At 66.7% G+C, this 23,084-nt stretch carries 24 protein-coding genes and 1 riboswitch (1 of these 25 only partly in view); of the genes, 19 read left to right on the top strand and 5 right to left on the bottom strand.

Annotated features, from left to right (window positions below):
• Positions 1-5: 5 nt before the first annotated feature.
• Positions 6-1,010 (bottom strand): mitochondrial fission ELM1 family protein, encoded by a 1,005-nt coding sequence (locus SR882_RS11150; RefSeq protein ID WP_322521292.1) that lies wholly within the window; start codon positions 1,008-1,010, stop codon positions 6-8.
• A gap of 132 nt (positions 1,011-1,142) precedes the next feature.
• On the opposite strand from SR882_RS11150, the gene SR882_RS11145 reads away from it, so the two are divergent.
• From SR882_RS11145 to SR882_RS11135, 3 genes are read left to right on the top strand one after another with little or no spacing between them, the layout of a single operon-like run.
• The gene (locus SR882_RS11145; RefSeq protein WP_456152244.1) at positions 1,143-2,264 is read left to right on the top strand and encodes a glycosyltransferase family 4 protein; all 1,122 of its coding nucleotides are present in this window, start codon (positions 1,143-1,145) and stop codon (positions 2,262-2,264) included.
• 8 nt (positions 2,265-2,272) lie between these two features.
• Positions 2,273-3,100: a hypothetical protein gene (locus SR882_RS11140; protein WP_322521290.1), complete on the top strand. Its 828-nt coding sequence runs from the start codon at positions 2,273-2,275 to the stop codon at positions 3,098-3,100.
• A gap of 26 nt (positions 3,101-3,126) precedes the next feature.
• Positions 3,127-3,849, top strand: a complete 723-nt coding sequence (locus SR882_RS11135) for a hypothetical protein (RefSeq protein ID WP_322521289.1) — start codon at positions 3,127-3,129, stop codon at positions 3,847-3,849.
• Between the two features lie 10 nt (positions 3,850-3,859).
• Here SR882_RS11135 and SR882_RS11130 read toward each other — a convergent pair whose 3' ends face one another.
• Positions 3,860-4,750, bottom strand: a complete 891-nt coding sequence (locus tag SR882_RS11130; protein WP_322521288.1) for a lysophospholipid acyltransferase family protein — start codon at positions 4,748-4,750, stop codon at positions 3,860-3,862.
• A gap of 116 nt (positions 4,751-4,866) precedes the next feature.
• On the opposite strand from SR882_RS11130, the gene SR882_RS11125 reads away from it, so the two are divergent.
• Entirely contained in the window at positions 4,867-6,099 is a 1,233-nt protein-coding gene (locus SR882_RS11125; protein ID WP_322521287.1) for a 3-deoxy-D-manno-octulosonic acid transferase, read from the top strand.
• A 42-nt stretch (positions 6,100-6,141) separates the two neighbouring features.
• Here the strand turns inward: SR882_RS11125 and SR882_RS11120 are convergent, their stop codons facing one another.
• Positions 6,142-7,662, bottom strand: coding sequence for a TolC family outer membrane protein (locus tag SR882_RS11120; protein WP_322521286.1), 1,521 nt, complete (start codon positions 7,660-7,662; stop codon positions 6,142-6,144).
• A 453-nt stretch (positions 7,663-8,115) separates the two neighbouring features.
• Positions 8,116-8,775, bottom strand: a complete 660-nt coding sequence (locus SR882_RS11115) for a protein-L-isoaspartate O-methyltransferase family protein (protein WP_322521285.1) — start codon at positions 8,773-8,775, stop codon at positions 8,116-8,118.
• A 203-nt stretch (positions 8,776-8,978) separates the two neighbouring features.
• Positions 8,979-9,090, top strand: a riboswitch (TPP riboswitch).
• A gap of 71 nt (positions 9,091-9,161) precedes the next feature.
• Between SR882_RS11115 and thiC the strand changes: the two genes are divergently transcribed.
• Positions 9,162-11,051 (top strand): phosphomethylpyrimidine synthase ThiC, encoded by a 1,890-nt coding sequence (thiC, locus tag SR882_RS11110; protein WP_322521284.1) that lies wholly within the window; start codon positions 9,162-9,164, stop codon positions 11,049-11,051.
• 76 nt (positions 11,052-11,127) lie between these two features.
• Here the strand turns inward: thiC and SR882_RS11105 are convergent, their stop codons facing one another.
• Entirely contained in the window at positions 11,128-11,292 is a 165-nt protein-coding gene (locus SR882_RS11105) for a DUF1328 domain-containing protein (RefSeq protein ID WP_082663799.1), read from the bottom strand.
• A gap of 246 nt (positions 11,293-11,538) precedes the next feature.
• Between SR882_RS11105 and SR882_RS11100 the strand changes: the two genes are divergently transcribed.
• From SR882_RS11100 to ybgF, 14 genes are all read left to right on the top strand, one after another.
• On the top strand, positions 11,539-12,492 hold the full coding sequence (locus tag SR882_RS11100; protein WP_322521283.1) for a DMT family transporter: 954 nt from the start codon (positions 11,539-11,541) through the stop codon (positions 12,490-12,492).
• Positions 12,493-12,553: 61 nt separating this feature from the next.
• Positions 12,554-13,297 (top strand): ferredoxin--NADP reductase, encoded by a 744-nt coding sequence (locus SR882_RS11095; RefSeq protein WP_322521282.1) that lies wholly within the window; start codon positions 12,554-12,556, stop codon positions 13,295-13,297.
• A 110-nt stretch (positions 13,298-13,407) separates the two neighbouring features.
• Positions 13,408-14,016 (top strand): anthranilate synthase component II, encoded by a 609-nt coding sequence (locus SR882_RS11090; protein ID WP_322521281.1) that lies wholly within the window; start codon positions 13,408-13,410, stop codon positions 14,014-14,016.
• The gene (locus tag SR882_RS11085) at positions 14,013-15,266 is read left to right on the top strand and encodes a multidrug effflux MFS transporter (protein WP_322521280.1); all 1,254 of its coding nucleotides are present in this window, start codon (positions 14,013-14,015) and stop codon (positions 15,264-15,266) included. Before SR882_RS11090 ends, SR882_RS11085 begins: the two co-directional genes overlap by 4 nt.
• Positions 15,267-15,351: 85 nt before the next feature.
• Positions 15,352-16,092, top strand: coding sequence for a YebC/PmpR family DNA-binding transcriptional regulator (locus SR882_RS11080; RefSeq protein ID WP_322521279.1), 741 nt, complete (start codon positions 15,352-15,354; stop codon positions 16,090-16,092).
• Positions 16,085-16,750: a crossover junction endodeoxyribonuclease RuvC gene (gene ruvC / locus SR882_RS11075; RefSeq protein WP_322521278.1), complete on the top strand. Its 666-nt coding sequence runs from the start codon at positions 16,085-16,087 to the stop codon at positions 16,748-16,750. Before SR882_RS11080 ends, ruvC begins: the two co-directional genes overlap by 8 nt.
• Before the next feature lie 7 nt (positions 16,751-16,757).
• Positions 16,758-17,354, top strand: a complete 597-nt coding sequence (gene ruvA, locus SR882_RS11070) for a Holliday junction branch migration protein RuvA (RefSeq protein WP_322521277.1) — start codon at positions 16,758-16,760, stop codon at positions 17,352-17,354.
• A 3-nt stretch (positions 17,355-17,357) separates the two neighbouring features.
• Positions 17,358-18,425, top strand: coding sequence for a Holliday junction branch migration DNA helicase RuvB (gene ruvB, locus SR882_RS11065; protein WP_322521276.1), 1,068 nt, complete (start codon positions 17,358-17,360; stop codon positions 18,423-18,425).
• Between the two features lie 170 nt (positions 18,426-18,595).
• The gene (ybgC, locus tag SR882_RS11060) at positions 18,596-19,030 is read left to right on the top strand and encodes a tol-pal system-associated acyl-CoA thioesterase (RefSeq protein WP_322522417.1); all 435 of its coding nucleotides are present in this window, start codon (positions 18,596-18,598) and stop codon (positions 19,028-19,030) included.
• The gene (gene tolQ / locus SR882_RS11055) at positions 19,027-19,704 is read left to right on the top strand and encodes a protein TolQ (RefSeq protein ID WP_322521275.1); all 678 of its coding nucleotides are present in this window, start codon (positions 19,027-19,029) and stop codon (positions 19,702-19,704) included. Before ybgC ends, tolQ begins: the two co-directional genes overlap by 4 nt.
• A gap of 3 nt (positions 19,705-19,707) precedes the next feature.
• Entirely contained in the window at positions 19,708-20,157 is a 450-nt protein-coding gene (gene tolR / locus SR882_RS11050) for a protein TolR (RefSeq protein WP_322521274.1), read from the top strand.
• Between the two features lie 3 nt (positions 20,158-20,160).
• Positions 20,161-21,273, top strand: coding sequence for a cell envelope integrity protein TolA (gene tolA / locus SR882_RS11045; RefSeq protein ID WP_322521273.1), 1,113 nt, complete (start codon positions 20,161-20,163; stop codon positions 21,271-21,273).
• 23 nt (positions 21,274-21,296) lie between these two features.
• A complete protein-coding gene (tolB, locus tag SR882_RS11040) occupies positions 21,297-22,607 on the top strand; it encodes a Tol-Pal system beta propeller repeat protein TolB (RefSeq protein WP_322521272.1) in 1,311 nt (436 codons plus the stop codon).
• A gap of 28 nt (positions 22,608-22,635) precedes the next feature.
• Positions 22,636-23,084, top strand: partial view of a tol-pal system protein YbgF gene (gene ybgF, locus SR882_RS11035; RefSeq protein WP_322521271.1) — the 5' portion only. 517 nt of this gene lie beyond the right edge of the window; the window shows 449 of its 966 coding nt (coding positions 1-449); the start codon lies at positions 22,636-22,638; the stop codon falls past the right edge of the window.

The raw sequence follows: 23,084 nt of genomic DNA, 5'->3' as shown, positions 1-23,084 counted from the left end.
GGGCGTCAGTCCGACGTCGGCCGTCCGGTCGACTTCCCCAGCCGCTCCATGATCGCCTCGGCCACCATCCCGGTGTCGTCGACCGGGGCGTATTCCCACGGCGCGAGCGAGCCGTCGAAGGGACGCGTCACGCCCTCCTCGCGCAATTCGCGATGGAACCGTGCCAAGCGCTTCGAGTAGCGACCGAACTCGATCACGTACAGCGGACGACCGGTCGAGGCCGCTTCGGAGACCATCGAGGCCGAGTCGCCGCTCACCACGAGGTAATCGGCCAGCGCCAGGATGCCGAAGTAGGGGTTCGGCCCTTCGCCTTGCCAGAGCCGGTGCGGCACGCCACGGAGGGTTTGTGCCAAGGCGCGCGTGTTGGTCGCGCCGGTGCGCCGCGACGGCGTGATCAGCAGCGAGCCGCCGCTGTTTCTCGCCGCATCGGCAAGCTGTTTGCCGATCTTCCGCGCCTTTTCCGGCGTGAGGGTCATGGTGCGGTTCGAGCCGCCCAGCAGTACGCCGATCCAGGGACGGGGCAGCGATTCGAAGCCGGCACGGAACTGGGCGGCGGCCTGCTCGAGTTTCGCGCGGGTGACGTGGTGGATCGCCCCGCGCGTGGCCAGCACATTCGGCCCGGTCAGCCCGTCGTGACGCGGCGGCACCACGAGATCGAAATAGCGCGGCGGGATCAACGGGTCCTGCACGTGCACCGTGAGGCACCTGCCACCACTGGCCTTGCGAATAGCGATCGAGGCCGCCGCGCTGCGCCGACCACAACTGATCAGCACGCGCGGCCAAGGTGGGGCGAGCCGGTCCGATTCTGGGCTGAGCTTGGCCAGCGGGGCGGGCACCCAGTGCATAGGTAGCCAGCGCCAGGGAGGCGGCATGCCAATGGTCTTCTGTACCACCGGCCAGCCGGTGCGCTCGGCGACGGCCTCGGCCAGGCCGCGGGCCTGATTGGCCATGCCCGCCTCGCCGGTGGTCATGGCCCAGATCTCGTTGACGGTGTCGGGATATGTCGGCATGCGGGCATGATAGCCTCACAAGCCATTATTTTGCGCCGGCAGGTGAGCCGGCAAGCCGATCAGGGAGATCGCCCGGTGACCAAAACGAACGAGCCCACCAATGCCCCGGCGCGACGCCTGACCGTGGTGCAGATGCTGCCCGCCCTCGACGGCGGCGGCGTGGAGCGCGGCACCCTCGAAATCGCCGCGGCGCTGGTTGCCGCCGGTCACCGGGCGATCGTCATCTCCGAGGGCGGCCGGCTGGTCGAGGAACTCGAGGCGCTGGGTGCCGAGCACGTCACCCTTCCCGTCGGTCGCAAGTCGCTGTTCACCCTGCGCTACATCCCGATCGTGCGTCGCCTGCTGCGCGATGAGGGGGTCGACATCCTCCACCTGCGGTCGCGCCTGCCCGCCTGGATCGGCTATCTCGCCTGGAAGGGCATGCCGGCAGCCACGCGCCCGCGGCTGGTCACCACGGTCCACGGCGCCTACTCGCCCGGCTGGTACAGCTCGGTGATGACCAAGGGCGAACGCGTCATCGCCGTCTCCGACAGCATCGTCGACTACATCCGCAAGCACTGCCCGCAGGTCGATCCCACGCGGATCGTGCGCATCTACCGCGGTATCGACCCGGCCGATTATCGCCCCGCCTTCCGACCCGACCCGGCCTGGCGCGAGCGCTTCTTCCACGAGAACCCCCAGCTGGCGGGCAAGTGGGTCGTCACGCTGCCGGGGCGGATCACCCAGATCAAGGGGCAGCTGGATCTCGTCGAGATCATTGCGGGCCTCAAGGAGCGGGGCGTCCCGGTGCATGCCCTACTGGCCGGCGGGGTGCACCCGCGCCGACAGGCGTATTGGCAGGACGTCCAGGCGCGCATCGCCGAACGTGGGCTCGAGGGAGACATCACCTGGCTCGGCCCGCGCAGCGACCTACGCGAGCTCCTGTCGATCAGCGACGTGGTGCTCTCACTGACCCGCAAGCCCGAGTCCTTCGGCCGCACGGTCACCGAAGCCTTGGCCCTGGGTCGGCCGGTCCTGGGCTACGACTACGGCGGGGTGGGCGAACAGTTGGACCGGGTCTACCCAAAAGGGCGGGTGCCGCCGGGCGGCGTCGAGGAGGCGGTCGAGCGACTCGCCATTTGGTGGCATGACGGCGTGCCGTCGGTGTCGGTCGAGGTGCCGTTCACCCTCGAGGCGATGCAACGTGAGACCATTGCCCTTTATGAACGATTGGCCGGCCCACAAGGCGGGCCCGATGGCGAGGCGGTAAGGTAATGGGGGCTGTGAACGGGCCGCAGGGCATTACGGTGGGACTCGGGGTGCTGAGCTGGAAGGCGCCTCGCACGCTCTCTCAGACCCTGGCGACCTATGCCGATGGCGATTTGTTTTCGCTATTTGATGACTGTCGCATCCTGTTTCAGGAAATAAGCGATCAGGACCGCGAGGTGGCCGAGGCATTTGGGTTGCCCGCCAGTGGCACGGCCAGCAACATCGGCATTTTTGGAGGAGTCAGGGCGCTTGTCGAGGAAGTCGAGTGCGACTACGTCCTGCTTCTGGAAAACGATTGTCCCTTGATCGAACCCCATGACGAGGCCGCTCGGCAGCTGTCGACGGCATTGCACGATGCCGAGGAACTGGGCATCCCGGTCTTCCGTTTCCGTAGTCTGGCCTCGCCCGGCCAGGACTTCGCCACCCTGGGAAAGTTTTGCCGATATTTCGGTGATCGGGTGCCTTCCGGCTCGGCTGACGGGGCGTGGGGATCCAGGATTCGTCGTTGGGTCCGGCCACGCAAGGCTCGGCGTTTGCAGGGTATTGCGGCGTATGCCATGCCGTATCCCGAGCGGGCGTTTCCGGGAGTCTTCCGCCGGACCAAGCGAGGCAACCTCGTCACGGCATCCCCTTATCTCAACTGGACCAACCAATCGATCCTGGTGAGGCGGGACTGGATGCTGAATGTGATCCTGCCCTATGTCGAGGCCCATCCATCCTCGAGGCTGGTGAACGGGTTTAGCGACATCGAGAAAGAGTTGAATCGACCTTGGTGGCGGAAGCAGCGCTTCCCGGTTGGGCTGCCCCCCGGCCTGTTCACTCATGAGCGAGTGGACCGCTAGCCGCTAACAAAAAAAGAGTGAAACCGATGAAAAACGTGATCTGCATGAAATGGGGTGATGCCTACAGCGCCCAGGACGTGAATACCCTGTACAGCATGGTGGCCCGCAACATCACCCCGCCATTCCGGTTTGCCTGCTTTACCGACGATGTGTCGGGCATCCGCGAGGAGGTGGAAACCCACCCGCTGCCAGAGGTCAACGTGCCATCGCATCGCATGCACGAAGCGTGGCGAAAACTCGGCACGTTCACCCCTGATCTGGGCGGAATGGAGGGCGATGCCCTGTTTCTGGATCTAGATATCGTGATTCGGGATTCGCTCGACCCGTTCTTCGACTATCCCGGCGATTTCTGCATCATTCACAACTGGACTCACCCGGATCGTGTGGTGGGTAATTCCTCGGTCTACCGTTTCAAGATCGGAGATTTGTCCTGGGTGCTGGATCGGTATAACGCCGATCCCGAGAAAATCATGGCCGAGCGTCGCAACGAGCAGATCTACCTCACCGAAACACTCCACGAGTCGGGTTACAACATGGTCTATTGGCCGGCGGAATGGTGTGTGAGCTTCAAGAAGCATTGCATGCCGCCCCGGCTGCTGGCGCCGTTCGTTGCGCCGAGAGAGCCCAAGGAAGCCAAGGTCGTGGTCTTTCACGGCCACCCCAAGCCTGACGAGGCGATTCGAGGCGAATGGACGGGAAAGTGGAAGTGGATGCGGCCCACGCCGTGGGTCGCTGAACACTGGCGCTGAGGCTCTTGGTTCAGTAGGGAGTCGGCGTGCCCTGTGGCAGCGTCTTGAACCGCCGGTGGCCCCAGAAATACATGGCCGGATGGCGGCGGATTTCCGCTTCCAGCCGTTCGACCAGCAGCTGAGTGTCGGCCACGTCGTTGCCGCTGGGGATATCTGGGATTGGCGGTTCGATCTCCAGTTCGTAGCGGTTGCCGAAACGTCGGACGTGGTAGGGCAGGATCACGGCCCGGCCCATGCGGGCCAGTATCGGCATGGCGGTGTTGGTGGCCGCCGGCAGCCCGAAGAAGGGAATGAAGGCACTGGTCTTGCCGTGGTAATTCTGGTCCGGCGCGGTCCACAAGACGTCACCGGCGCGCAGGGCGCGGACCATGGCGCGGGTGTCTTCCCGATGGATCAGGCCGGCCAGGTGCTTCTCGCGTCCCTGGTCGATCAGCGCGTCGATCGCCGGGTTGTTGTTGGGGCGATAGACGGCATGCACGGGCGCATGGCGAGAGACGAAGTAGACGCCCAGTTCCATGTCGGTGACATGCGCGGCGTTCAGGATGGCGCCCCGTCCGGCCGCCCGGGCGGCCTCGAGGTGCTCCAGGCCGATGACACGGTATTCGGGCACACGCTCGAGGTTGCCGAACCAGCCCCAGAACCCCTCGCAGATCCCGGCCCCCAGTCGGGCGAAATGCTCGTCGATGGTGCCCTCCCGTGCCGCAAGGGTCCATTCGGGGAAGGCGACCGCGAGGTTCGCCCGCATGACCTGGCGCCGTTTCTTGAGCGTGCGCGCCATCAACCAGCCGAGCCCGCGGCCGAGGGCCAGTCGGGCACGTTGCGGCAAGGCGGCGATCAGCCGGGGAACCAGCGACAGCAGCAAGCGCGTCGCGCGAATGCGTGGAGGGAGAGGGTCACTCATGGAGCGGCATTCTAAGCGATAATGGGCCTTATGCACTTGAAGCGAGTTGTCTGCCCGTTCGTCTCACCGGTGTGCGGCCCCTTTCTGGAATGCGTCCCTAGGCAGGGAGGCGTGGCATGAGGCGCTGGCAATACCAGGTCGCCTTGAGCCTGATCGCTCCGTGGCTGCTGTGGGATGCCTGGCGTCGCTACCGCCATGCCCGCGCCGGGCATCGCCGCCTGCTGGAGCAGTTCGGGCGTCTGCGCGATGGGCTGCCCCGTGGCGGCGTGTGGTTGCATGCCGTTTCCCTGGGCGAGGTGCGGGCCGCGGCCATGCTGGTCAGCGCGGTACAGGCGCGCTGGCCGGATCTTCCGATCGTGATCAGCACCACCACCGAGACCGGCGCCGAGGCGGCCCGTGGGCTGGACCTGCCGCATTTCTATGCCCCCTTTGATCTGGCCTTCGCGCAGCGTCGCGTGTTGGCGCGTTTGCGCCCGCGGCTGATGGTGGTGATGGAAACGGAGCTGTGGCCGAACCTGGTGCGCGAGGCCGGACGTGCCGACGTGCCGCTGGTCATCGCCAACGCCCGCCTGTCCGACCGGTCGTATCGACGATATGCCCGCTGGGGTGGCGGTTTGCTCCGGGAGGTGTTGCGCGGCGTCGAGCTCATCTGCGCCCAGTCCATCGCGGACCGCGACCGTTTCCTCGCCCTGGGGGCGGTGCGAGCCGAAGACTGCGGCAACCTCAAATTCGATCTGCCCGTGAGCGAGAAGGCCGAGCCGCTGCCGACCGACCGTCGGCTGACCTGGCTGGCGGCGAGTACCCACCCTGGCGAGGAGGCCCAGGTGCTGGGCGCTCACCAGGCGGTGCTCGCGCGTTACCCCGAGGCCCGATTGATCCTGGTGCCCCGCCACCCCGAGCGGGCGGGCGAGGTGCGGCGGCTGGTCGAGCGCTCCGGCCTGTCGGTGGGGACATGGGCGCCTGATCGGCCGCCGGACAGCCGGCCGGCGGTGGAGGTGATCGACCGGGCGGGGCTGCTGGCGGGGCTGTTCGCCGAGGTGCCGGTCGTTTTCATGGGCGGATCGCTGGTATCTGTCGGTGGGCACAATCCGATCGAACCGGCCGCCGTGGGGCGGGCGGTATTGCATGGACCGGCCGTGCAGAATTTCCGCCAGGTCTTTGCGGTGCTCGGCGAGCGGAATGCCTGCCGTGAGGTGGCCGACAGCAAGACACTGGCGGCGGCGGTGATCGAGTGCTTTGCTCGGCCCGAGGACTGGGCGGCCACGGGGTCGCGGGCGCGTGCCGTGATAGCCGAGCACCGCGGCGCGGCCGACCGTCTGGTCGGGCGGCTCGCGGCGTGGCTGGATTGAACGAGCGGGGGAGCGTCGATTCCCTGCCCCGGCGAGCCGGTGTCAGTTCTCGCCGTCGACCGTCCGGCGGGCACGCTCGAGCACGCGTTGCATCATTTCGGTATCCGCCGAGCTCGCGCCGTCGTCATCGCTGCGCCCCATCAGCGGGGCGATCAGGGCGTTGGTTTCCTGATCCGTGAGCTGGCGATTAATGGCTTCCAGGTCGGCGACGGTCAGCTGGCCGGTGTCGGCCTTCAGCTGCAGCAGGTTGGTGATGTAGCCGTAACGGGCATCGAGGTAGTTGGCCATGGCCTCGAATACGCGCAGTTCGGCATTGAGCACGTCGACGATGGTGCGCGTGCCCACGCCGTAGCCTGCTTCGGTGGCGACCAGGCTGGTCCGTGCGGATTCCACCGACTGGCGGAAGGCGGTGATCTCGCTGATCGAGGTCTGCACCCCGCGGAAGCTGTCGGACGTCTGCTGGCGGACCTGGCGGCGTTGGCCATCCAGATCGAACTGGCTGCGCTGGTAATCGAAGGCCGCCTTGCGAGAGCGTGAATTGATCCGCCCGCCGGTGTAGATCGGCAGTTCGACCTGCACACCGACGCTGCCGTTGAGCGATCCGCGCCGATCCTGCCGAGTCAATCCTCCCCCGGTGTAGGTGTTGTCGTAACCGTACTGCGCCTCCAGTCCGACGGTTGGGGCACGGGCGGAGCGGTTGATGTCGACGGCCTGCTGGGCGATTTGCGTGCCGATGGCCGCGCTTTGCAGCTCGAGGTTCTGGGCGAGGGCGAGCTCGATCCACTGCTCGGGGTCGGCCGGCTGAGGCGCGGCCACGTCAAGGTTGGTGCGGATGTCGTCCAGGTCGGTGACCATCTGCCCGATGATGGTGGCCAGGGCCGCCTCGGCATTGTTGAGCTCGTTGCGCGCGGCAATGATCTGCGCGTTGGCCTGGTCGTATTCCGACTGGGCATCCGCCACATCGGTCACCGCCACCAGCCCCACCTCGTACTGTCGCTGGGCACGTTCAAGCTGACGCTTGAGTGCCGCGCGATTGGCCTGGGCCAATTGCAGCTGGGCATCGGCGTTCAGGACGCGGAAATATGCCTGGCCGGTGCGCAGGATCAGATCCTGGCGGGCCTGTTCATAGTCGACCGCCGCCTGGCGCACCTCCAGTTCGGCTCGGCCGACTTCAAGCTGGGCCGTCCGGTTGAAGAGGCTCTGCTCGAGCGTCAGGCCGAGATTGCCGCCAAAGCCATCGTTGCTGTCCGTGCCGGGGGCTTCGCCAATCGTGGTGTCGGTGCGCTCAAACCGAACCCCCGCTCCGGCACCCACCTGCGGGAGCAGGTCGGCCCGCTCGATCGGGATGTTCTGCTCGACCGACAGACGCTGTTGTTCGGCCGAGCGCAGTTGCTGGTCGTTCTGTTCGGCCAGCGAGTAGATGTCGAGCAGGTCGGCCGACCAGGCCGGTGTGCCGCCGACCGCCAGGCCCATGCCGATGGCGACCGACAGGACGGCGCGGCGCAGCGGCCGGTTCGGGGCGATGGGCACGCCGCGAGTGGATGCGTTGCGACTGACAGGCATGGTCGGGACACCTCGGAAAGGTTGGTCGGGAATTGATTAGTCTGCTAACGGATTGAACGATACCCCAGCCGGTCATCGGTGGGCAAGGCGTCAACGGGCCGTCGGCAGCTGGGAAGGATCGGCTTGCCGACCGTCCCTGGGCCATCCGTGGCCTGGTCGCTGCCAACCGGCCACGGTATACGTTACCGGGTCAAGAGCTTAGCGCAGAAACGCCCCGGTTGGAGTGGGCTCTGACCTGGATGTTCGCACCGGGATGATAGCGGGCAGGAGTCGGAAAGGCGGGGCGCTGCACGAATCCGATGCCGCTCTGGCCCGTGGGGCCGGGTAGAGCCAAGGCGACCGTCCGCCTTGGTCAGGCTGGTTCCGCTGCCAAGGCAGGAAGTGCCGCCGATGTCGGGTTCAAGTCGCGCCCGGCGGGACAAGCCTGTGGCATCGGGTTTGCGCAGATCGTCCTTAGAGCGAGAAGGTCGGCTTCGGCTCGGCGCCGATCAGGTAGCCGGTGCGGGTCTCGAACAGGGAGTCGGTGTGGAAGTGGGTCTCGGATTCGCGGGTCACCATCGAGACGGTTTGGATCGGTCCCGTGCCGGTGATGGCCAGCAGCCGACCGCCGATATTGAGCTGGCGCAAGCTCGCTTCCGGCATCTCGGTGCGCGCGCCGGTGAAGACGATCACGTCAAAGCGTTCGTCGGTGGCCCAGCCGTCGTGGCCGTCGCCGGTTTCGAGCACGACGCGCTCGAAACCCAGCTCCGAGAGCAGGCCGCCGGCGCGTTCGGTGAACTCCGGGAAGATGTCCACCGAGCGCACGCTGTTGCCCAAGGAGGCCAGGCAGGCCGTGAAGAAGCCGGTGCCGGTGCCGATCTCGAGCACGCGCTCGCCGGGCTGGACCTGCAGGTTCTGCAGGATGCGGCCCTCGACGACCGGCGGCAGCATGGTCTGGCCATGGCCGATCGGCACCGCCACGTCGGCGAAGGCATGCACCCGCTCGGCATCCGGGACAAAACGCTCGCGCGGGACGTTGAAGAACACCTCCAGAACGCGCTTGTCGAGCACGTCCCAGGGGCGGATCTGTTGCTCGACCATGTTGAAGCGGGCCAGTTCGATGTCGGTGGGCATGAATTCGGCTCTGGTTTCGGGAAATTGAGTGCGCGGTAATTTACGGGTTTTCCACTGCCCCGGCAACTTCCCGCGCGAGGTGACGCGATGAATGCGACATGCTAAGTCACTGAAAGCCGTGCGGGAACTTGTTATTTGCCGATCGCTGGGGTAGCGTCCCGACCATAACGGTGGCTGCCCGGACGATGTTCGGCCGCCACCCATCCGCAGACTAGGGGTGCCGCCCCGGCCGTGACAGGTCGGGCAGACGGCTGAGAAACACCCTTGGAACCTGATCCGGCTTGCATCGGCGTAGGGAAGTCTGTCTGGCACAACCGAGATTCCCTCCTCGTGTCCAGTCGGCGCTCGTCGTGCATGCCCCAACGTGCAACCCAGGTGGCATACCCATGAGCGCAATCCCCAGCGATTTCCTGCAGAAGACGGCGAAACTCTCCGAGACGGTGATCGAGCCGTTCCCGGCCAGTCACAAGCGCTACTCGGTCGGCTCGCGCCCCGATATCCGCGTGCCGTACCGCGAGGTCAGCCAGACCGCGACGCAGAACGACTCCGGCATCGTCTCCAATCCGCCGATCCCGGTCTACGACACCTCCGGCCCGTACACCGACCCGGAGGTCGAGATCGACCTGCTCAAGGGGCTTTCGCCGCTGCGTCAGGCGTGGATCGACGAGCGCGGTGATACCGAGCAGCTCGACGGCCCGACCTCGCGCTTCGGCCAGGATCGCCTGACCGACGAGAAGACCGAGAACCTGCGTTTCTCGCACATCCGCCCGCCGCGTCGCGCCAAGGCCGGTGCCAACGTCTCCCAGATGCACTACGCCCGTCAGGGGATCATCACCCCCGAGATGGAGTACGTTGCCATCCGCGAGAACAACCGGCTGCAGGAGATGCGCGCCGACCCGCGTTACAAGGCACTGCTGCGCCAGCACAAGGGCGAGTCCTTCGGCGCATCGATCCCCGACGAGATCACGCCCGAGTTCGTCCGTGACGAGATCGCCCGCGGTCGCGCGATCATCCCGGCGAACATCAACCACCCGGAAATCGAGCCGATGATCATCGGCCGGAACTTCCGCACCAAGATCAACGGCAACCTCGGCAACTCCGCGGTCACCTCCGGCATCGCCGAGGAAGTCGAGAAGATGGTCTGGGGCATCCGCTGGGGCGGCGACACCATCATGGACCTGTCGACCGGCAAGCATATCCACGAGACCCGCGAGTGGATCCTGCGCAATTCGCCGGTGCCGATCGGCACCGTGCCGCTCTACCAGGCGCTGGAGAAGGTCGACGGCAAGGCCGAGGACCTGACCTGGGAGATCTACCGCGACACGCTGATCGAGCAGGCCGAGCAGGGCGTGGACTACTTCACCATCCACGCCGGCGTGCGTCTCGCCTACGTGCCGATGACCGCCGAGCGGGTCACGGGCATCGTCTCGCGTGGTGGTTCGATCATGGCCAAGTGGTGTCTCGCCCGCCACGAGGAGTCGTTCCTCTACACGCACTTCAACGAGATCTGCGAGATCATGAAGGCCTACGATGTGTCCTTCTCGCTGGGCGACGGCCTGCGCCCGGGCTGCCTCGCGGATGCCAACGACGAGGCGCAGTTCGCCGAACTGAAGACCCTTGGCGAGCTGACCCAGATTGCCTGGAAGCACGATGTCCAGGTGATGATCGAGGGGCCGGGCCACGTGCCGCTGCACATGATCAAGGAGAACATGGACAAGGAACTCGAGGACTGCTTCGAGGCCCCGTTCTACACCCTCGGCCCGCTGGTCACCGACATCGCGCCGGCCTATGACCACATCACCAGCGGTATCGGCGCGGCCAACATCGGTTGGTACGGCACCGCCATGCTCTGCTACGTCACGCCCAAGGAGCACCTCGGCCTGCCGGACAAGGATGACGTGCGCGAAGGGGTGATCACCTACAAGATCGCCGCCCACGCCTCGGATCTCGCCAAGGGCTTCCCGGGCACGCAGGTGCGCGACAACGCCCTGTCCAAGGCGCGCTTCGAGTTCCGCTGGCTGGACCAGTACCACCTGTCGCTCGACCCGGAGCGGGCGCGTGAGTACCACGATGCGACCCTGCCGAAGGAGGCGCACCAGGTGGCGCACTTCTGCTCGATGTGCGGTCCGCACTTCTGCTCGATGAAGATCACCCAGGAGGTGCGCGAGTACGCCGACCAGATGGGCGTCGACGAGGAGGAGGCCCTCAAGCAGGGCATGAAGGAGAAGTCGATCGAGTTCGTCGAGAAGGGTGGCGAGGTCTACGGTCGGATCTGATCCGTCGTCCACGCGACCGGATAAACGAAAACCCCGGCCTGGCCGGGGTTTTTTTGTTGTCCGTTGAGCGGTGTCGTCAGACAGGCGGCCGTCGGCCCATCAGGAAGAAAACGATGGCCAGGATCAGGCCCACCACGAACAGGATCCAGGCGATCTGCGTCGCGGCGCCCGCGATGCCGCTTAAGCCCAGTACGCCTGCGATGATGCCCACGATCAGGAAAACGAGTGCCCATGACAACATGATGCGACCTCCTTGGTTGCTCGGCCCGGCACGACAGGACGTCGAGCCTTGTGCCCAGTGTCGGCCGTGGCCAGCGGGGCGTTCTGTTTGTTCATGCCCCCTGCTCGGCCAACCCTACGGTAGTTGAGATGCACTCAAGGCGCTCGGGTTCCTTGATGCGTCGGAAGCATGCGGGGAGCGGTGGTAGGCCTCGCGTGGGCCGGGGCTGCTAAGATCGCCGCCCCTTGAGCAATCGCCGGTGCGCGCATGACCGAACCAACCCCGGGTCCCGTCGAGGACCGCGAGATTCCCCAGTACGCCCCGATCGCGATGGTGCCGCTGTTTGCCTTGCTCTTGCTCGGCCTGCTGTGGGGCTATAACTGGGTGGTGATGAAGGCCGTGCTGGTGGATGTCTCGGCGGCGTGGTTCGCCGCGCTGCGTACGGTACTGCCGGCCCTACTGCTGATCGCGATCCTGCCGCTCGCCGGCAAGCGCCTGCGCCCGCCGCCGTTGTTCTACGCCTTGCCGATCGGCCTGTTCCAGACCGCCGGCTTCGTCGGTTTCATGATGTGGGCGCTTCAGGCCGGCGGTGGGGCGGGCGAGACCGCGGTGATCGTCTTCATGATGCCCCTGTGGCTGACCCTGATGGCGCATTTCGCCCTCAACGAACGGATCACGCGCGTGCAGCTGTTGGCGATCGGCCTGGCCGTGCCCGGGCTGGTGCTGTTGATCTCGCCCTGGGAGGCGGGCCTGATGCCGGCGGCGGTGTTGCTGGCCTTTGCCTCGGGATTCGGCTGGGCGTTGGGTGCGATCTGGCAGAAGCGTTACTACCATCGCTATCAGCCGGACCTGCTTAGCCTGACGGCCTGGCAGATGCTCTATGGCGGCCTGTTGCTGACGGCGATCGCGCTCTGGGTCGAGCCGTTTGCGGTCGATCCGACGCCCAACTTTTTCTGGGCCCTGTTCTATAACGTCGTGCTGGCCGGCGCGGTTGGCTGGTTGTTGTGGGTGTATTCACTGCATCACCTGCCCACCTGGATCGCCGGCTTCGGGGCGCTGCTGGTGCCCGGTGTCGGCGTGTTGAGCGCCTGGCTGGTGCTGGGTGAGACACCGGGGCCGGTCAAGCAGATCGGCATTGGCCTGATCCTGTCGGCGCTGCTGATCATCACGCTCTACCAGCGGCGGGCCCGGCAGCAGGCACGTCGGCGGGTGGGAGCCTGAGGGTTTGCCGTCCATGTCATGCTGGACACGAGCGGCAAGACCAATCGAGACGAGGTAACGGATGGGCGAATGGATCGAAGTGACGGTGGCGGAGAAGATTCGCTGGAACGACGGGCTGTACTCCCTGCGTTTTGACGCGCCGCTGCCGGCGTTCAAGGCGGGACAGTTTGTCCGGGTCGGACTCGATATCGACGGCGAGCGCGTCGCGCGACCCTACTCGCTGGTCAACGCGCCGGACGAGACCCCGCACGAGATCTATTTCAATCTCGTGCCCGAAGGGCCGCTCTCGCCGCGCCTGGCCCGGCTGGAGCCCGGTGACGCCCTGTTCGTGCATTCCTCGGTCACCGGCACCATGACCATGGAGCGCACCCCGGCGCATCGCCATCTGTGGCTGTTCGCGACGGGTACCGCGCTCGGTCCGTTCCTGTCGATGCTCAAGACCGACACCCCTTGGGAGCGCGCCGAGCGGGTGGTGTTGTGTCATTCGGTGCGCCGGGCGACGGATCTCGCCTATGGCGAGACGATTCGTCGATTGCAGGCGCGCCACGGCGATCGATTCGACTTCGTGCCGGTGGTCACGCGGGAGGCGCAGCCGGGCACCCTGAGCGAACGGATCCCGGCCGCGCTGGACTCCGGTGAGCTCGAGCGCCATGTCGGGCTGGATCTGCGAGCGGAGGATGCCCACGTCATGCTGTGCGGGAACTCAGGAATGATCGAGGCGGTCCAGCAGGTACTCGAGCCGCGTGGCCTGCGTCGTCATCGTCGCCGTGAGCCGGGGCACATCACCGTCGAGAAGTATCACTGAGCCGTCCGATCGAGGCGCGCTTCTCGTCGGCTATACTGGCCATCCAACGCTTACCCCGCTGCCCGGATTTCGGGCGGTCCGACCGCTTAGCTCATGGAGTCGCAATCGCAATGGTCTTGATGCTCGACAACTACGACTCGTTTACCTACAACCTCGTCCAGTACCTGGGCGAGCTGGGTGAAGAGGTCTGGGTGGCGCGCAACGATCAGGTGACGGTCGAGGAGATCGAGGCCCGTGCGCCGAGCCACATCGTGGTCTCCCCGGGGCCTTGCGATCCGGACCAGGCCGGCATCTCGCTCGAGGTGATCCGCCACTTTGCCGGCAAGCTCCCCATCCTCGGCGTCTGCCTGGGGCATCAGGCGATCGGCCAGGTCTTCGGCGGCAAGGTGGTGCGGGCCCGCGAGGTGATGCACGGCAAGGTCTCGCCGGTTTATCACACCGGCGAGGGTGTGTTCGAAGGGCTGCCGAATCCCTTCGAGGCCACGCGTTATCACTCGTTGGTCATCGCTCGCGACAGTGTTCCCGAGGTGCTCGAGATCACCGCCTGGACGCAGTTTGATGACGGGGCGGTCGACGAGATCATGGGGTTCCGCCATCGCGAGTACGCCATCGAGGGCGTCCAGTTCCACCCCGAGTCGATCCTCACCCAGCACGGCCACCAGCAACTCAAGAGCTTCCTGCGCTACCGTTCTGGTGTGCGCGAACTCGCGCCGGCGTGAGCGCGCCGGTCGGCGACTCCGCACGCGTCGATAACGCCCCACGGGGGCGTGCGGCCGCCGTCCTGATTTTGGTGATTGCCGGGCTGTTGATGCTCGCGCCGTTCACCGTCGATGCCTACCTGCCGTCGTTTCACGCCATGGCCGACGAATTCGGCGTGGGGCAGGCGGCGATCCAGCAGACCCTTTCCCTGTACCTGCTTGCCTTCGGCTCGATGATGCTGTTCTACGGGCCGGCCTCCGACAGCTTTGGCCGCAAGCGCGTGATCCTGCTCGCCCTGCTGGCCTACGCGCTGATGACCGTGTTCGCCGCGTTGTCGCAGAGCATCGGGCAGTTGATCGCCGCCCGCGTCGGGCAGGGGTTGGCGGCGGGAGCCGGCGTGGTGATCGGCCGGGCGCTGGTGCGTGACCTGTTTGCCGGCGCCGATGCCCAGCGGGTGATGTCTAACGTGATGCTGATTTTCGCCGCGGCCCCGGCGGCGGCGCCGATTATCGGCGGCTGGTTGCACGAATGGTTCGGCTGGCGCTCGGTGTTCTGGTTCCTGCTGGGTTTCTCCCTGCTGCTGGTGGTGGCGATCTGGCAACTGCTACCGGAGACCGTGGCGCACCGGGATCGCCAATCGTTCGCGCCGCGGTTCGTGCTCAAGAGCTACGCGCGGGCCCTGGCGCATCCGCGCTACATGCAGCTGGTCGTGGTGTTCGCGCTGCTGTTCGGCGGCATGTTCCTGTATGTGGCCGCCGCCCCCGTGATTCTCATCGACCATCTGGGCCAGGACGAGACCGATTTCTGGAAGTTCTTTGTGCCGCTGGTGACCGGCCTGATCCTGGGCAGCCGCCTGACCAACTGGCTGGCGGGGCGGCTGAGCATGACCGGCACCATGGCGCTGGGCCTCGGGCTGACCGGGCTGGCGGTGGTCTACAACCTGATCCAGGCCTGGGTGCAGCCGCCGGATGTCACACATGGCGTGTGGTGGACGGTCACGCCGATCACGCTCTACGTCATGGGCATGGCGACCACCATGCCGGCACTGAATATCACCGCGCTCGACTATTGGCCGGCACAGCGGGGGCTGGCCTCGGCGCTGCAGGGGGCGACCCAGATGGCGTTCGCCGGCCTGGTGTCGGGGTTGATGGTCGCGTGGCTGGCGGATTCCCTGTTTGCCCTGGCCGTGGGGATGGCCGTTTTGTATCTCGCGGCGTTGTCGCTCTGGTTCTTCTGGTGGCGGGAAGACCGGCATCTGGCGTCGGGGTGATGGCCGGGCTTTGATAGAATGGCGCGCATTATCGATACGTCCCGTTTTCGGGGCGCGTTTTCACCGTCAATGAGGAATCACGCCGATGGCCGGTCACAGCAAGTGGGCGAACATCAAGCACCGCAAGGCGGCGCAGGATAAGAAGCGCGGCAAGATCTGGACGAAGATCATCCGCGAGATCACCGTGGCCGCGCGCACGGGCGGCAATGCCGACCCGGCGGCCAATCCGCGTCTGCGCCTGGCCTGGGACAAGGCGCTGGGTGCCAACATGCCCAAAGACACCATCGAGCGCGCCGCCAAGCGTGGTGCCGGTGACCTCGAGGGGCAGGACTTCGTCGAGGTCTCCTTCGAGGGTTACGGCCCGGGCGGCGTGGCCGTCTACGTGACGGGCATGACCGACAACAACACCCGGACGGTGGCCGACGTGCGCCACGCCTTCTCCAAGAACGGTGGCAATCTGGGTACCGACGGTTCGGTCGCCTTCCTGTTCTCCCGTCTCGGCGTGCTCTACTACCCGCCGGGCAGTGACGAGGACCCGGTCATGGAGGCGGCGATGGAGGCCGGTGCCGAGGACATCGAGGTGTTCGACGACAACTCGATCGAGGTGACCACCACGCCGGAGACCTATCATGACGTCAAGCAGGCCATGATCGATGCCGGCCTGCCGCCCGAGGAGAGCGAAGTCACCATGCGGCCGTCGACCAACGCGCCGGTGGAGGGCGAGACCGCCGAGAAGGTGCTCAAGCTGATCGACATGCTCGAAGACCTCGACGACGTCCAGGACGTTTATCACAACGGCGAGATCCCGGAAGCGGCCTATGCCTGATTCACCGGCAGGGAATCGCCCCGCGCGGCGAGTGCTCGGGATCGACCCCGGCTCGCGCGTGCTCGGGCTGGCGGTGATCGAGTTCGCCGGCGGGCGGGCCCGCTGTCTCGAGCTGTCGAGCCATTCCCTGCAGTCTCACGGTGACTTTGCCGCCCGCATGGGCGGCGTTTTCGATGTGGTCTCCGAGTGGATCGAGACCCATCGGCCGAGCGAATGCGCCATCGAGCAGATCTTCATGTATCGCAGCGAATCCTCCTCGCTCAAGCTTGCCCAGGCGCGCGGCGCGGCGCTGGCGGCCGTGGTGCGCCAGGGCCTGCCGGTGGAGGAATACATGCCGGCGACGGTCAAGCAGGCGGTGGTCGGCAGCGGTCGGGCCGACAAGGCGCAGGTGGCCCACATGGTCCAGCGACTGGTCGGGCTTACTGAATTGCCGTCGAGCGACGGGGCGGACGCGGCGGCGGTGGCCCTGTGTCACTGCTACCGCAGCAATGCCTTTTCCGCGGTGACCGGCAGCGGCCCGAACAGCGAGGCGCGCGAGATCCTGCGCGAGGCCTCGCAGCGACGCTATCGCCGCCGCAGCGACTCGCGCGGCTGGCGCGACATGGATGCGGCCACCCTGATGGCCCGCTCGACCGGCAAGGCCGGAACCAAGAAATGAGGTGCCCATGATCGGACGACTCGCCGGACGCGTGTTGATGCGCAAACCCCCGTTTCTGCTGGTGGACGTGCAGGGGATCGGCTACGAGGTCGAGGCCCCGATGTCGACCTTCTTCGCTACCCAGGGGCAGGACGACGTGGTCCTGCACACCCACCTGGTGGTGCGCGAGGACGCCCAGTTGCTGTACGGCTTTGCCACCATCCGCGAGCGCGACCTGTTTCGCGCCCTGATCAAGGTGTCGGGCATCGGTCCGCGCATGGCGGTCGCGGTGCTCTCGGGCATGTCCGAGGCGCAGTTCCGCGACTGCGTACTCAACGACGACGTCACCGCGCTGACCAAGGTGCCGGGGATCGGCAAGAAGACCGCCGAGCGCCTGATCATCGAGATGCGCGACCGGCTCGACAAGCAACCCGGTGGTGTGGCGCCGATGATCGCCGGCGGCGAGCCGGCGGTCGACACGCCGCGCGACGAGGCGTTGAGCGCGCTCGAGGCGCTCGGCTACAAGCCGGCCGAGGCCAACCGCATGATCGCCCGGGCCGAGAAGGAAGGCGCGGACAACGCCGAATCGCTGATTCGTCTCGCCCTGCGGCAGACGGTGAAGTAAGCCATGAGTGAAGGCATCGACGACGCCCGCTTCGTCAGCTCCGAACACCGCCCCGACGAGGAGGCCCTCGAACGGGCGCTGCGCCCACGCCGGCTGGCCGACTACATCGGCCAGCCGGCCGTGGTCGAGCAGATGGAGATCTTCGTCCCCGCCGCGCGCAACCGCGGCGAGCCGCTCGACCACGTGCTGATCTTCGGCCCGCCGGGGCTGGGCAAGACCACGCTGGCGCACATCATCGCCAACGAGATGGGCGTGAGCCTCAAGCAGACCTCCGGGCCGGTGCTTGAGCGCCCCGGCGATCTCGCCGCGCTGCTGACCAACCTCGAGCCGGGCGACGTGCTGTTCATCGACGAGATCCACCGGCTGTCCTCGGTGGTCGAGGAGATCCTCTATCCGGCGATGGAGGACTACCAGATCGACATCATGATCGGCGAAGGGCCGGCGGCCCGCTCGATCAAGCTCGACCTGCCGCCGTTCACCCTGGTGGGGGCGACCACCCGCGCCGGCATGCTCACCAACCCGCTGCGCGACCGCTTTGGCATCATCCAGCGCCTCGAGTTCTACGAGGTCGACCACTTGGTGCACATCGTCGAGCGTTCGGCGCGACTGACCCAGTTGGAGATGGACAACCACGGCGCCCGCGAAATCGCGGCCCGGTCACGCGGCACGCCCCGAATCGCCAACCGGCTGCTGCGCCGGGTGCGCGACTACGCCGACATCAAGGGCGGCGGCCAAGTCGATCGGTCGATCGCCAATGCCGCGCTGGACATGCTCAAGGTCGACAAGCGCGGCTTCGATCACCAGGACCGCCGCCTGCTCGAGACCCTGCTGGAGAAATTCGACGGCGGCCCGGTCGGGCTGGACAACATCGCCGCGGCGATCGGCGAATCGCGCGACACCATCGAGGACGTGCTCGAGCCCTACCTGATCCAGCAGGGCTTCCTGATCCGCACCCCGCGCGGTCGCATGGCCACCCGGCAGACCTGGGAGCACTTCGGCTACCGCCCGCCCGAGCGCTGGCAGGACGAATCGATCGATCCACTGGCGGGGGCTTCCGACGATGTTGGTTAAGCGGCTCGACAAACCGTCGCGAGCCGCCCGAGTGCAAGGAGCCGCACAGTGAGCGACGAGACATATCAAGCCGATAGGCGGATGCAGGCCGTCCATGGCCTGCACTCTTCGAGCGCACTTTGTGCGTCTCGCTTCGCTCCGGGCGAATCGATAGGAGCGAGTTCTTGATGATGCAATCGGGTGGCGCAGCAGGTTTGTCGAGCCGCGATATCTTTCGCTGGCCGGTGCGTGTCTACTACGAGGACACCGACGCCGGCGGGGTGGTCTACCACGCCCGCTATCTCAATTTCTGCGAGCGCGCCCGCACCGAGTGGCTGCGCTCACGTGGCTGGGAGCAGGACGTGCTGCGCGACGAGTATCAGGTGGTGTTCGTGGTGGCGCGGGCCTCGCTTGAATATCGCCGACCGGCACGATTTAATGACTCGCTCAACGTCAGTTGCGAGGTGGCGCGCCTGCGCGCGGCGGCCATCGACTTCACCCAGCGCGTGGAACATTCCGCCGATTCCACGGTCCTGTGTGGGGTGTCCGTGCGCGTGGTCTGCGTGGATGCGCGGACCTTCCGTCCCAAACCCATACCCGAGTCGATCCTGGAGTCTTTCGCGTGAATGCCGATCCGTCCGTCGTCGAGCTGATTACCGGGGCGAGCCTGCCCGTGCAACTGGTCCTGATCATCCTGGCGCTGGCGTCGATCGGCTCCTGGGCGTTGATCTTCCACAAGGCGCGCGCCTACAAGCGTTCGGTCAGCGGCGTGCGCGCGTTCGAAAGCAGCTTCTGGGCGGGCGGCAGCCTCAACGAGTTCTATGACCGCATCTCCCGCGAGGCCCGGCCGCGCGAGGGCCACGAGGCCATCTTCGAGGCGGGTTTCCGCGAGTTCCAACGCCTACGGCAGGCCGAGGACCGGGGGCACGCGCAGATTATCGACGGTGTCGAACGCGCCATGCGCGTGGCCGAGCATCGCCAGCTCGACCAGCTCGAGGAAGGCGTGCCGTTTCTCGCCACGGTCGGCTCGGTCAGCCCCTACGTGGGCCTGTTCGGTACCGTCTGGGGGATCATGAGCGCGTTCATGAACCTCGGCACCATGCAAAGCGCCACGCTGGCGGCGGTGGCCCCGCCGATCGCCGAGGCGCTGATCGCCACCGCGATGGGCCTGTTCGCCGCCATCCCGGCCGTCATTGCCTACAACCGCTACACCCAGCGGGTCGACTGGCTCGCCGGGCGTTACGAGAATTTCGTCGACGAATTCCTGGGGCTGCTGCAGCGTCAGTTGGGGGGCAAGTAAGCCATGGCGCGTCGCACGCGACGGGCACGGCGGATGGTCGCCGAGATCAATGTCGTCCCCTACATCGACGTGATGCTGGTGCTGCTGGTGATCTTCATGGTCACTGCGCCCATGCTGCAGCAGGGGGTCGAGGTCGAGCCGCCGCAGGCCTCGGCCAGCCCGCTGGAAGACACCGACGAGCCGCCGCTGCTGATCAGCGTCAATCGTGACGGCGAATATTTCGTCAATCAGGCCGACAACCCCGATGCCCCGGTCAGCCTGGCGACGGTCACCGAGCTGGTGGCGGCCGCGCGTCAGGTCGACCCGCAAACGCCGATCCTGGTGAAGGGCGATCGTGCCTCGAACTACGAGAATGTCATGCGTGCCATGGTGGCCGCCCAGCAGGGCGGGGCGCCCAAGGTGGGGCTCGTGACCGACTCCGACCCGAACGCCGGCAACGAGGAGGAGCGGTAAGCCATGTGGCGGATGCTTAAACGCATGCCCGCGGCGGTCACCTTGGCCGTGCTGCTGCACGTGGTGCTGGTGCTCGCGATCGTGTTCTCCGAGTTGTGGCAGCCGGAATCGGTCAAGCCCAGTGGCGAGGCGGCATCGGAGCCCACGCCGAGCATCGAGGCCGAATCGGTCTCCTCCGAGGCGATCGAGCAACAGGCCGAGCGGCTGCGCGAGGAGCGCGAGAGTCGCGAGCGCGAACGAACCGAGGCCGAGCAGGCCGCCGAGGAAGCGGCCGCGGCCCGTCGGGCCGAGGAGGCTCGCGCCAAGCAGTTGCAAGAATTGCGCGAGCAGCGCGAGCGCGAGGCCGAAGCCGAGCAGAAACGGCTGGAAGAGCTTGCTCGGGCCCGCGAGCAAGCCGAGGCCGAGCGCGAAGCGGCCCGTAAGGAGGCGCAAGCAGAGCGCCAGGCCGCCGAGGAGGCGGCAAAACGACGCGAGGCGGAAGAGCGCGCCCGTGCCGAGGCCGAAGCCGCCCGCGAGGCCGCGCGCCAAGAGGCCGAGGCAGCCCGCAAGGAGGCACAAGAGGCCGCCCGCCAGGCCGCTGAGGAAAAGGCGCGCCGGGAAGCCGAAGAGCAAGCTCGCAAGGAGGCGGCAGAAAAGGCGCGTCGTGAAGCCGAGGAAAAGGCTCGCCAGGCGGCTGAAGAAAAAGCACGTCGTGAAGCCGAGGAAAAGGCACGCCAGGAAGCCGAAGCGAAAGCACGCCGCGAGGCCGAGGAAAAGGCCGCCCGCGAGCGTGCCGAGCGTGAGGCCCGTGAACAGGCCCTGCGTGACCAGTTGGCCGCCGAGCAGCAGGCGCGTGCCGAGAGCGACGCGCTGAGCAAGTGGGCCGCGGCCATCCAATCCAAGGTGCGGGACAACTGGCAGCGCCCCCGAGGGGCGCAGGTTGGCTGGACCTGTACGGTTACCGTTCGTCAGGACGGCGACGGGCGCGTGCGCAGCGTGAACGTGGAGCGTTGTGATGGCGACCGCCTGTTCGAGCGTTCCGTGGTGCAGGCGATTGAGGCCGCCTCGCCGCTGCCCAAGCCGGAAATCGACTCGATCTTCCAGGAAGAGCTCCGTTTCAACTTCAAGCCGGAATGACCGGCCAACCCGGGGTGACCCACATGACAGTACAGGCCCTTTTGCATCGTTCGCATCGCTGGCTCGCCGCCACGCTCCTGGCGGGGATGCTCGCCGTCGTCATGCCGGCACAGGCCGCGCTGGAAATCGATATCAGCGGTGGCACCGAGTCGGGCGTGCCGATCGCCGTGGTGCCGTTCGATCAGCCGGGTGAGGTGAGCGATCTCGCGCGGATCATCGGTGACGACCTCGCCCGTTCGGGGTTGTTCGCGCCCATCGCGCGGGATGCCATGCCGGGGCGCCCGGCCTCGCCGGAGCAGTTGCGCATCGGCGACTGGCGGGCCGGCAAGGCGCGCTATCTGGTCATGGGTCAGGTCGAGCGTGATGCTGACCGACTGCGCACCCGCTTCTACCTGATTGACGTCAGTTCCGGTCAGCGCCTGGCCGGCAGCCAGATCACGGCCGGCACCTCGGCGGATCGCTCGGTGGCGCATCGCATCAGTGACATCGTCTACAAGGAGTTGACCGGCGAGCGCGGCGCCTTCTCCACCCGGATTGCCTATGTCACCGAGCGCGGCTCGGTCGACAATCGCACCTATACCCTGCAGATTGCCGATTCCGACGGTGCCAACCCGCGCACCGTGCTCGAGTCGCCGTATCCGCTCATGTCGCCGAGCTGGTCGCCGGACGGCGGCCGGCTGGCCTACGTCTCCTTCGAGGGCAACCGCTCGGCCATCTGGGTGCAGGATCTGTCCACCGGCGATCGGTATCAACTTACCGACTACCGCGGCATCAACGGCGCTCCCGCCTGGTCGCCGCGCGGCGACAAGATCGCCGTGACCCTCTCCAAGGGCGGCAACCCGGATATCTATGTGGTCGATCTCGATACCCGTCGGACGGTCCAGTGGACGCGCTCCGGCTCGATCGAGACTGAGCCGACCTGGTTCCCGGACAATCGCAGCCTCGCCTTCACCTCGGACCGTTTCGGTCAGCCGCAGGTGTTCCGCAAGGCCGGACCGGACGACCGGGCGCGCCGCCTGACCTTCGATACCCCGTATGCTGCCGGCCCGCGCATCTCGCCGGATGGCGAGCGCCTGGCGCTGGTGGTGCGCGATGACCGTGGCTTCTTCGTCGCCGAGCAATCGCTCGACGACGGCAATCGTCAACTGCTCAGCCGCGGTGGTGGCGAGGAGCGCCCCAGTTACGCGCCCAATGGCGCCATGGTGGTGTACGCGGCACAGTCCGGCGGTGGCTCGGTGCTCAAGATTTCACCGGCCATCGGTGGCGAGCCGCAGACGCTGAGTTACGATCGGGGTAAGGTGCGCGACCCGGTCTGGGGGCCCTTCAATGACTAGGAAAACGACCAGGAAGTTGCCGAATACCATGCACGAGATCTCTTCGAATCGCCGTTCACGGTTAGCGGGCTCGCTCGCCGCCGCCCTGCTGCTTGGCGGCACCACCCTGCCGGTAGCCGCTCAGCAGGCGCCGGGTTGGCTCAACTGGGGTGGCGGTTCCAATGAACAGCCGTCCGGCGAGACGGCAGATGACTCCGCGCCTGGCAGCTCGAGCGCGCAAGCTACGCCCATGCCGGCGGCCAGCGTCACGGTGGCGGACACGGGGGTTGATCCGGGCAGCCAGTCGGGGCAGGCCGTGCTGCTCCAGCGCCTGATGCAGCGGGTCAATGACCTCGAGCGACAGGTGCAGAGCATGCGTGGTCAGCTCTCCGAGCAGGAGCGCGCCCTGGAGCGTCAGCAACGCGCGCTTGACGAGGCGGCCCAGTCACGTCCGCCGCAACGCGCCTCCGGTTCGGCCGGGGCCTCGTCAGGCGTGGG

Source organism: Guyparkeria halophila (genome assembly GCF_034479635.1).
Classification (GTDB): domain Bacteria; phylum Pseudomonadota; class Gammaproteobacteria; order Halothiobacillales; family Halothiobacillaceae; genus Guyparkeria; species Guyparkeria halophila.
This window is presented reverse-complemented; position numbering and strand designations above follow the sequence as displayed.

Coding starts and splice junctions, on each gene's coding strand:
- SR882_RS11090 (WP_322521281.1), top strand. CDS start 13,408: ATGGTCTTGATGCTCGACAACTACGACTCGTTTACCTACAACCTCGTC.
- SR882_RS11105 (WP_082663799.1), bottom strand. CDS start 11,292: ATGTTGTCATGGGCACTCGTTTTCCTGATCGTGGGCATCATCGCAGGC.
- ruvC (WP_322521278.1), top strand. CDS start 16,085: ATGCCTGATTCACCGGCAGGGAATCGCCCCGCGCGGCGAGTGCTCGGG.
- SR882_RS11150 (WP_322521292.1), bottom strand. CDS start 1,010: ATGCCGACATATCCCGACACCGTCAACGAGATCTGGGCCATGACCACC.
- SR882_RS11095 (WP_322521282.1), top strand. CDS start 12,554: ATGGGCGAATGGATCGAAGTGACGGTGGCGGAGAAGATTCGCTGGAAC.
- SR882_RS11125 (WP_322521287.1), top strand. CDS start 4,867: ATGAGGCGCTGGCAATACCAGGTCGCCTTGAGCCTGATCGCTCCGTGG.
- ruvA (WP_322521277.1), top strand. CDS start 16,758: ATGATCGGACGACTCGCCGGACGCGTGTTGATGCGCAAACCCCCGTTT.
- thiC (WP_322521284.1), top strand. CDS start 9,162: ATGAGCGCAATCCCCAGCGATTTCCTGCAGAAGACGGCGAAACTCTCC.
- SR882_RS11100 (WP_322521283.1), top strand. CDS start 11,539: ATGACCGAACCAACCCCGGGTCCCGTCGAGGACCGCGAGATTCCCCAG.
- ybgC (WP_322522417.1), top strand. CDS start 18,596: ATGCAATCGGGTGGCGCAGCAGGTTTGTCGAGCCGCGATATCTTTCGC.
- tolB (WP_322521272.1), top strand. CDS start 21,297: ATGACAGTACAGGCCCTTTTGCATCGTTCGCATCGCTGGCTCGCCGCC.
- SR882_RS11120 (WP_322521286.1), bottom strand. CDS start 7,662: ATGCCTGTCAGTCGCAACGCATCCACTCGCGGCGTGCCCATCGCCCCG.
- SR882_RS11135 (WP_322521289.1), top strand. CDS start 3,127: ATGAAAAACGTGATCTGCATGAAATGGGGTGATGCCTACAGCGCCCAG.
- SR882_RS11115 (WP_322521285.1), bottom strand. CDS start 8,775: ATGCCCACCGACATCGAACTGGCCCGCTTCAACATGGTCGAGCAACAG.
- tolR (WP_322521274.1), top strand. CDS start 19,708: ATGGCGCGTCGCACGCGACGGGCACGGCGGATGGTCGCCGAGATCAAT.
- SR882_RS11080 (WP_322521279.1), top strand. CDS start 15,352: ATGGCCGGTCACAGCAAGTGGGCGAACATCAAGCACCGCAAGGCGGCG.
- SR882_RS11145 (WP_456152244.1), top strand. CDS start 1,143: ATGCTGCCCGCCCTCGACGGCGGCGGCGTGGAGCGCGGCACCCTCGAA.
- ruvB (WP_322521276.1), top strand. CDS start 17,358: ATGAGTGAAGGCATCGACGACGCCCGCTTCGTCAGCTCCGAACACCGC.
- SR882_RS11130 (WP_322521288.1), bottom strand. CDS start 4,750: ATGAGTGACCCTCTCCCTCCACGCATTCGCGCGACGCGCTTGCTGCTG.
- tolA (WP_322521273.1), top strand. CDS start 20,161: ATGTGGCGGATGCTTAAACGCATGCCCGCGGCGGTCACCTTGGCCGTG.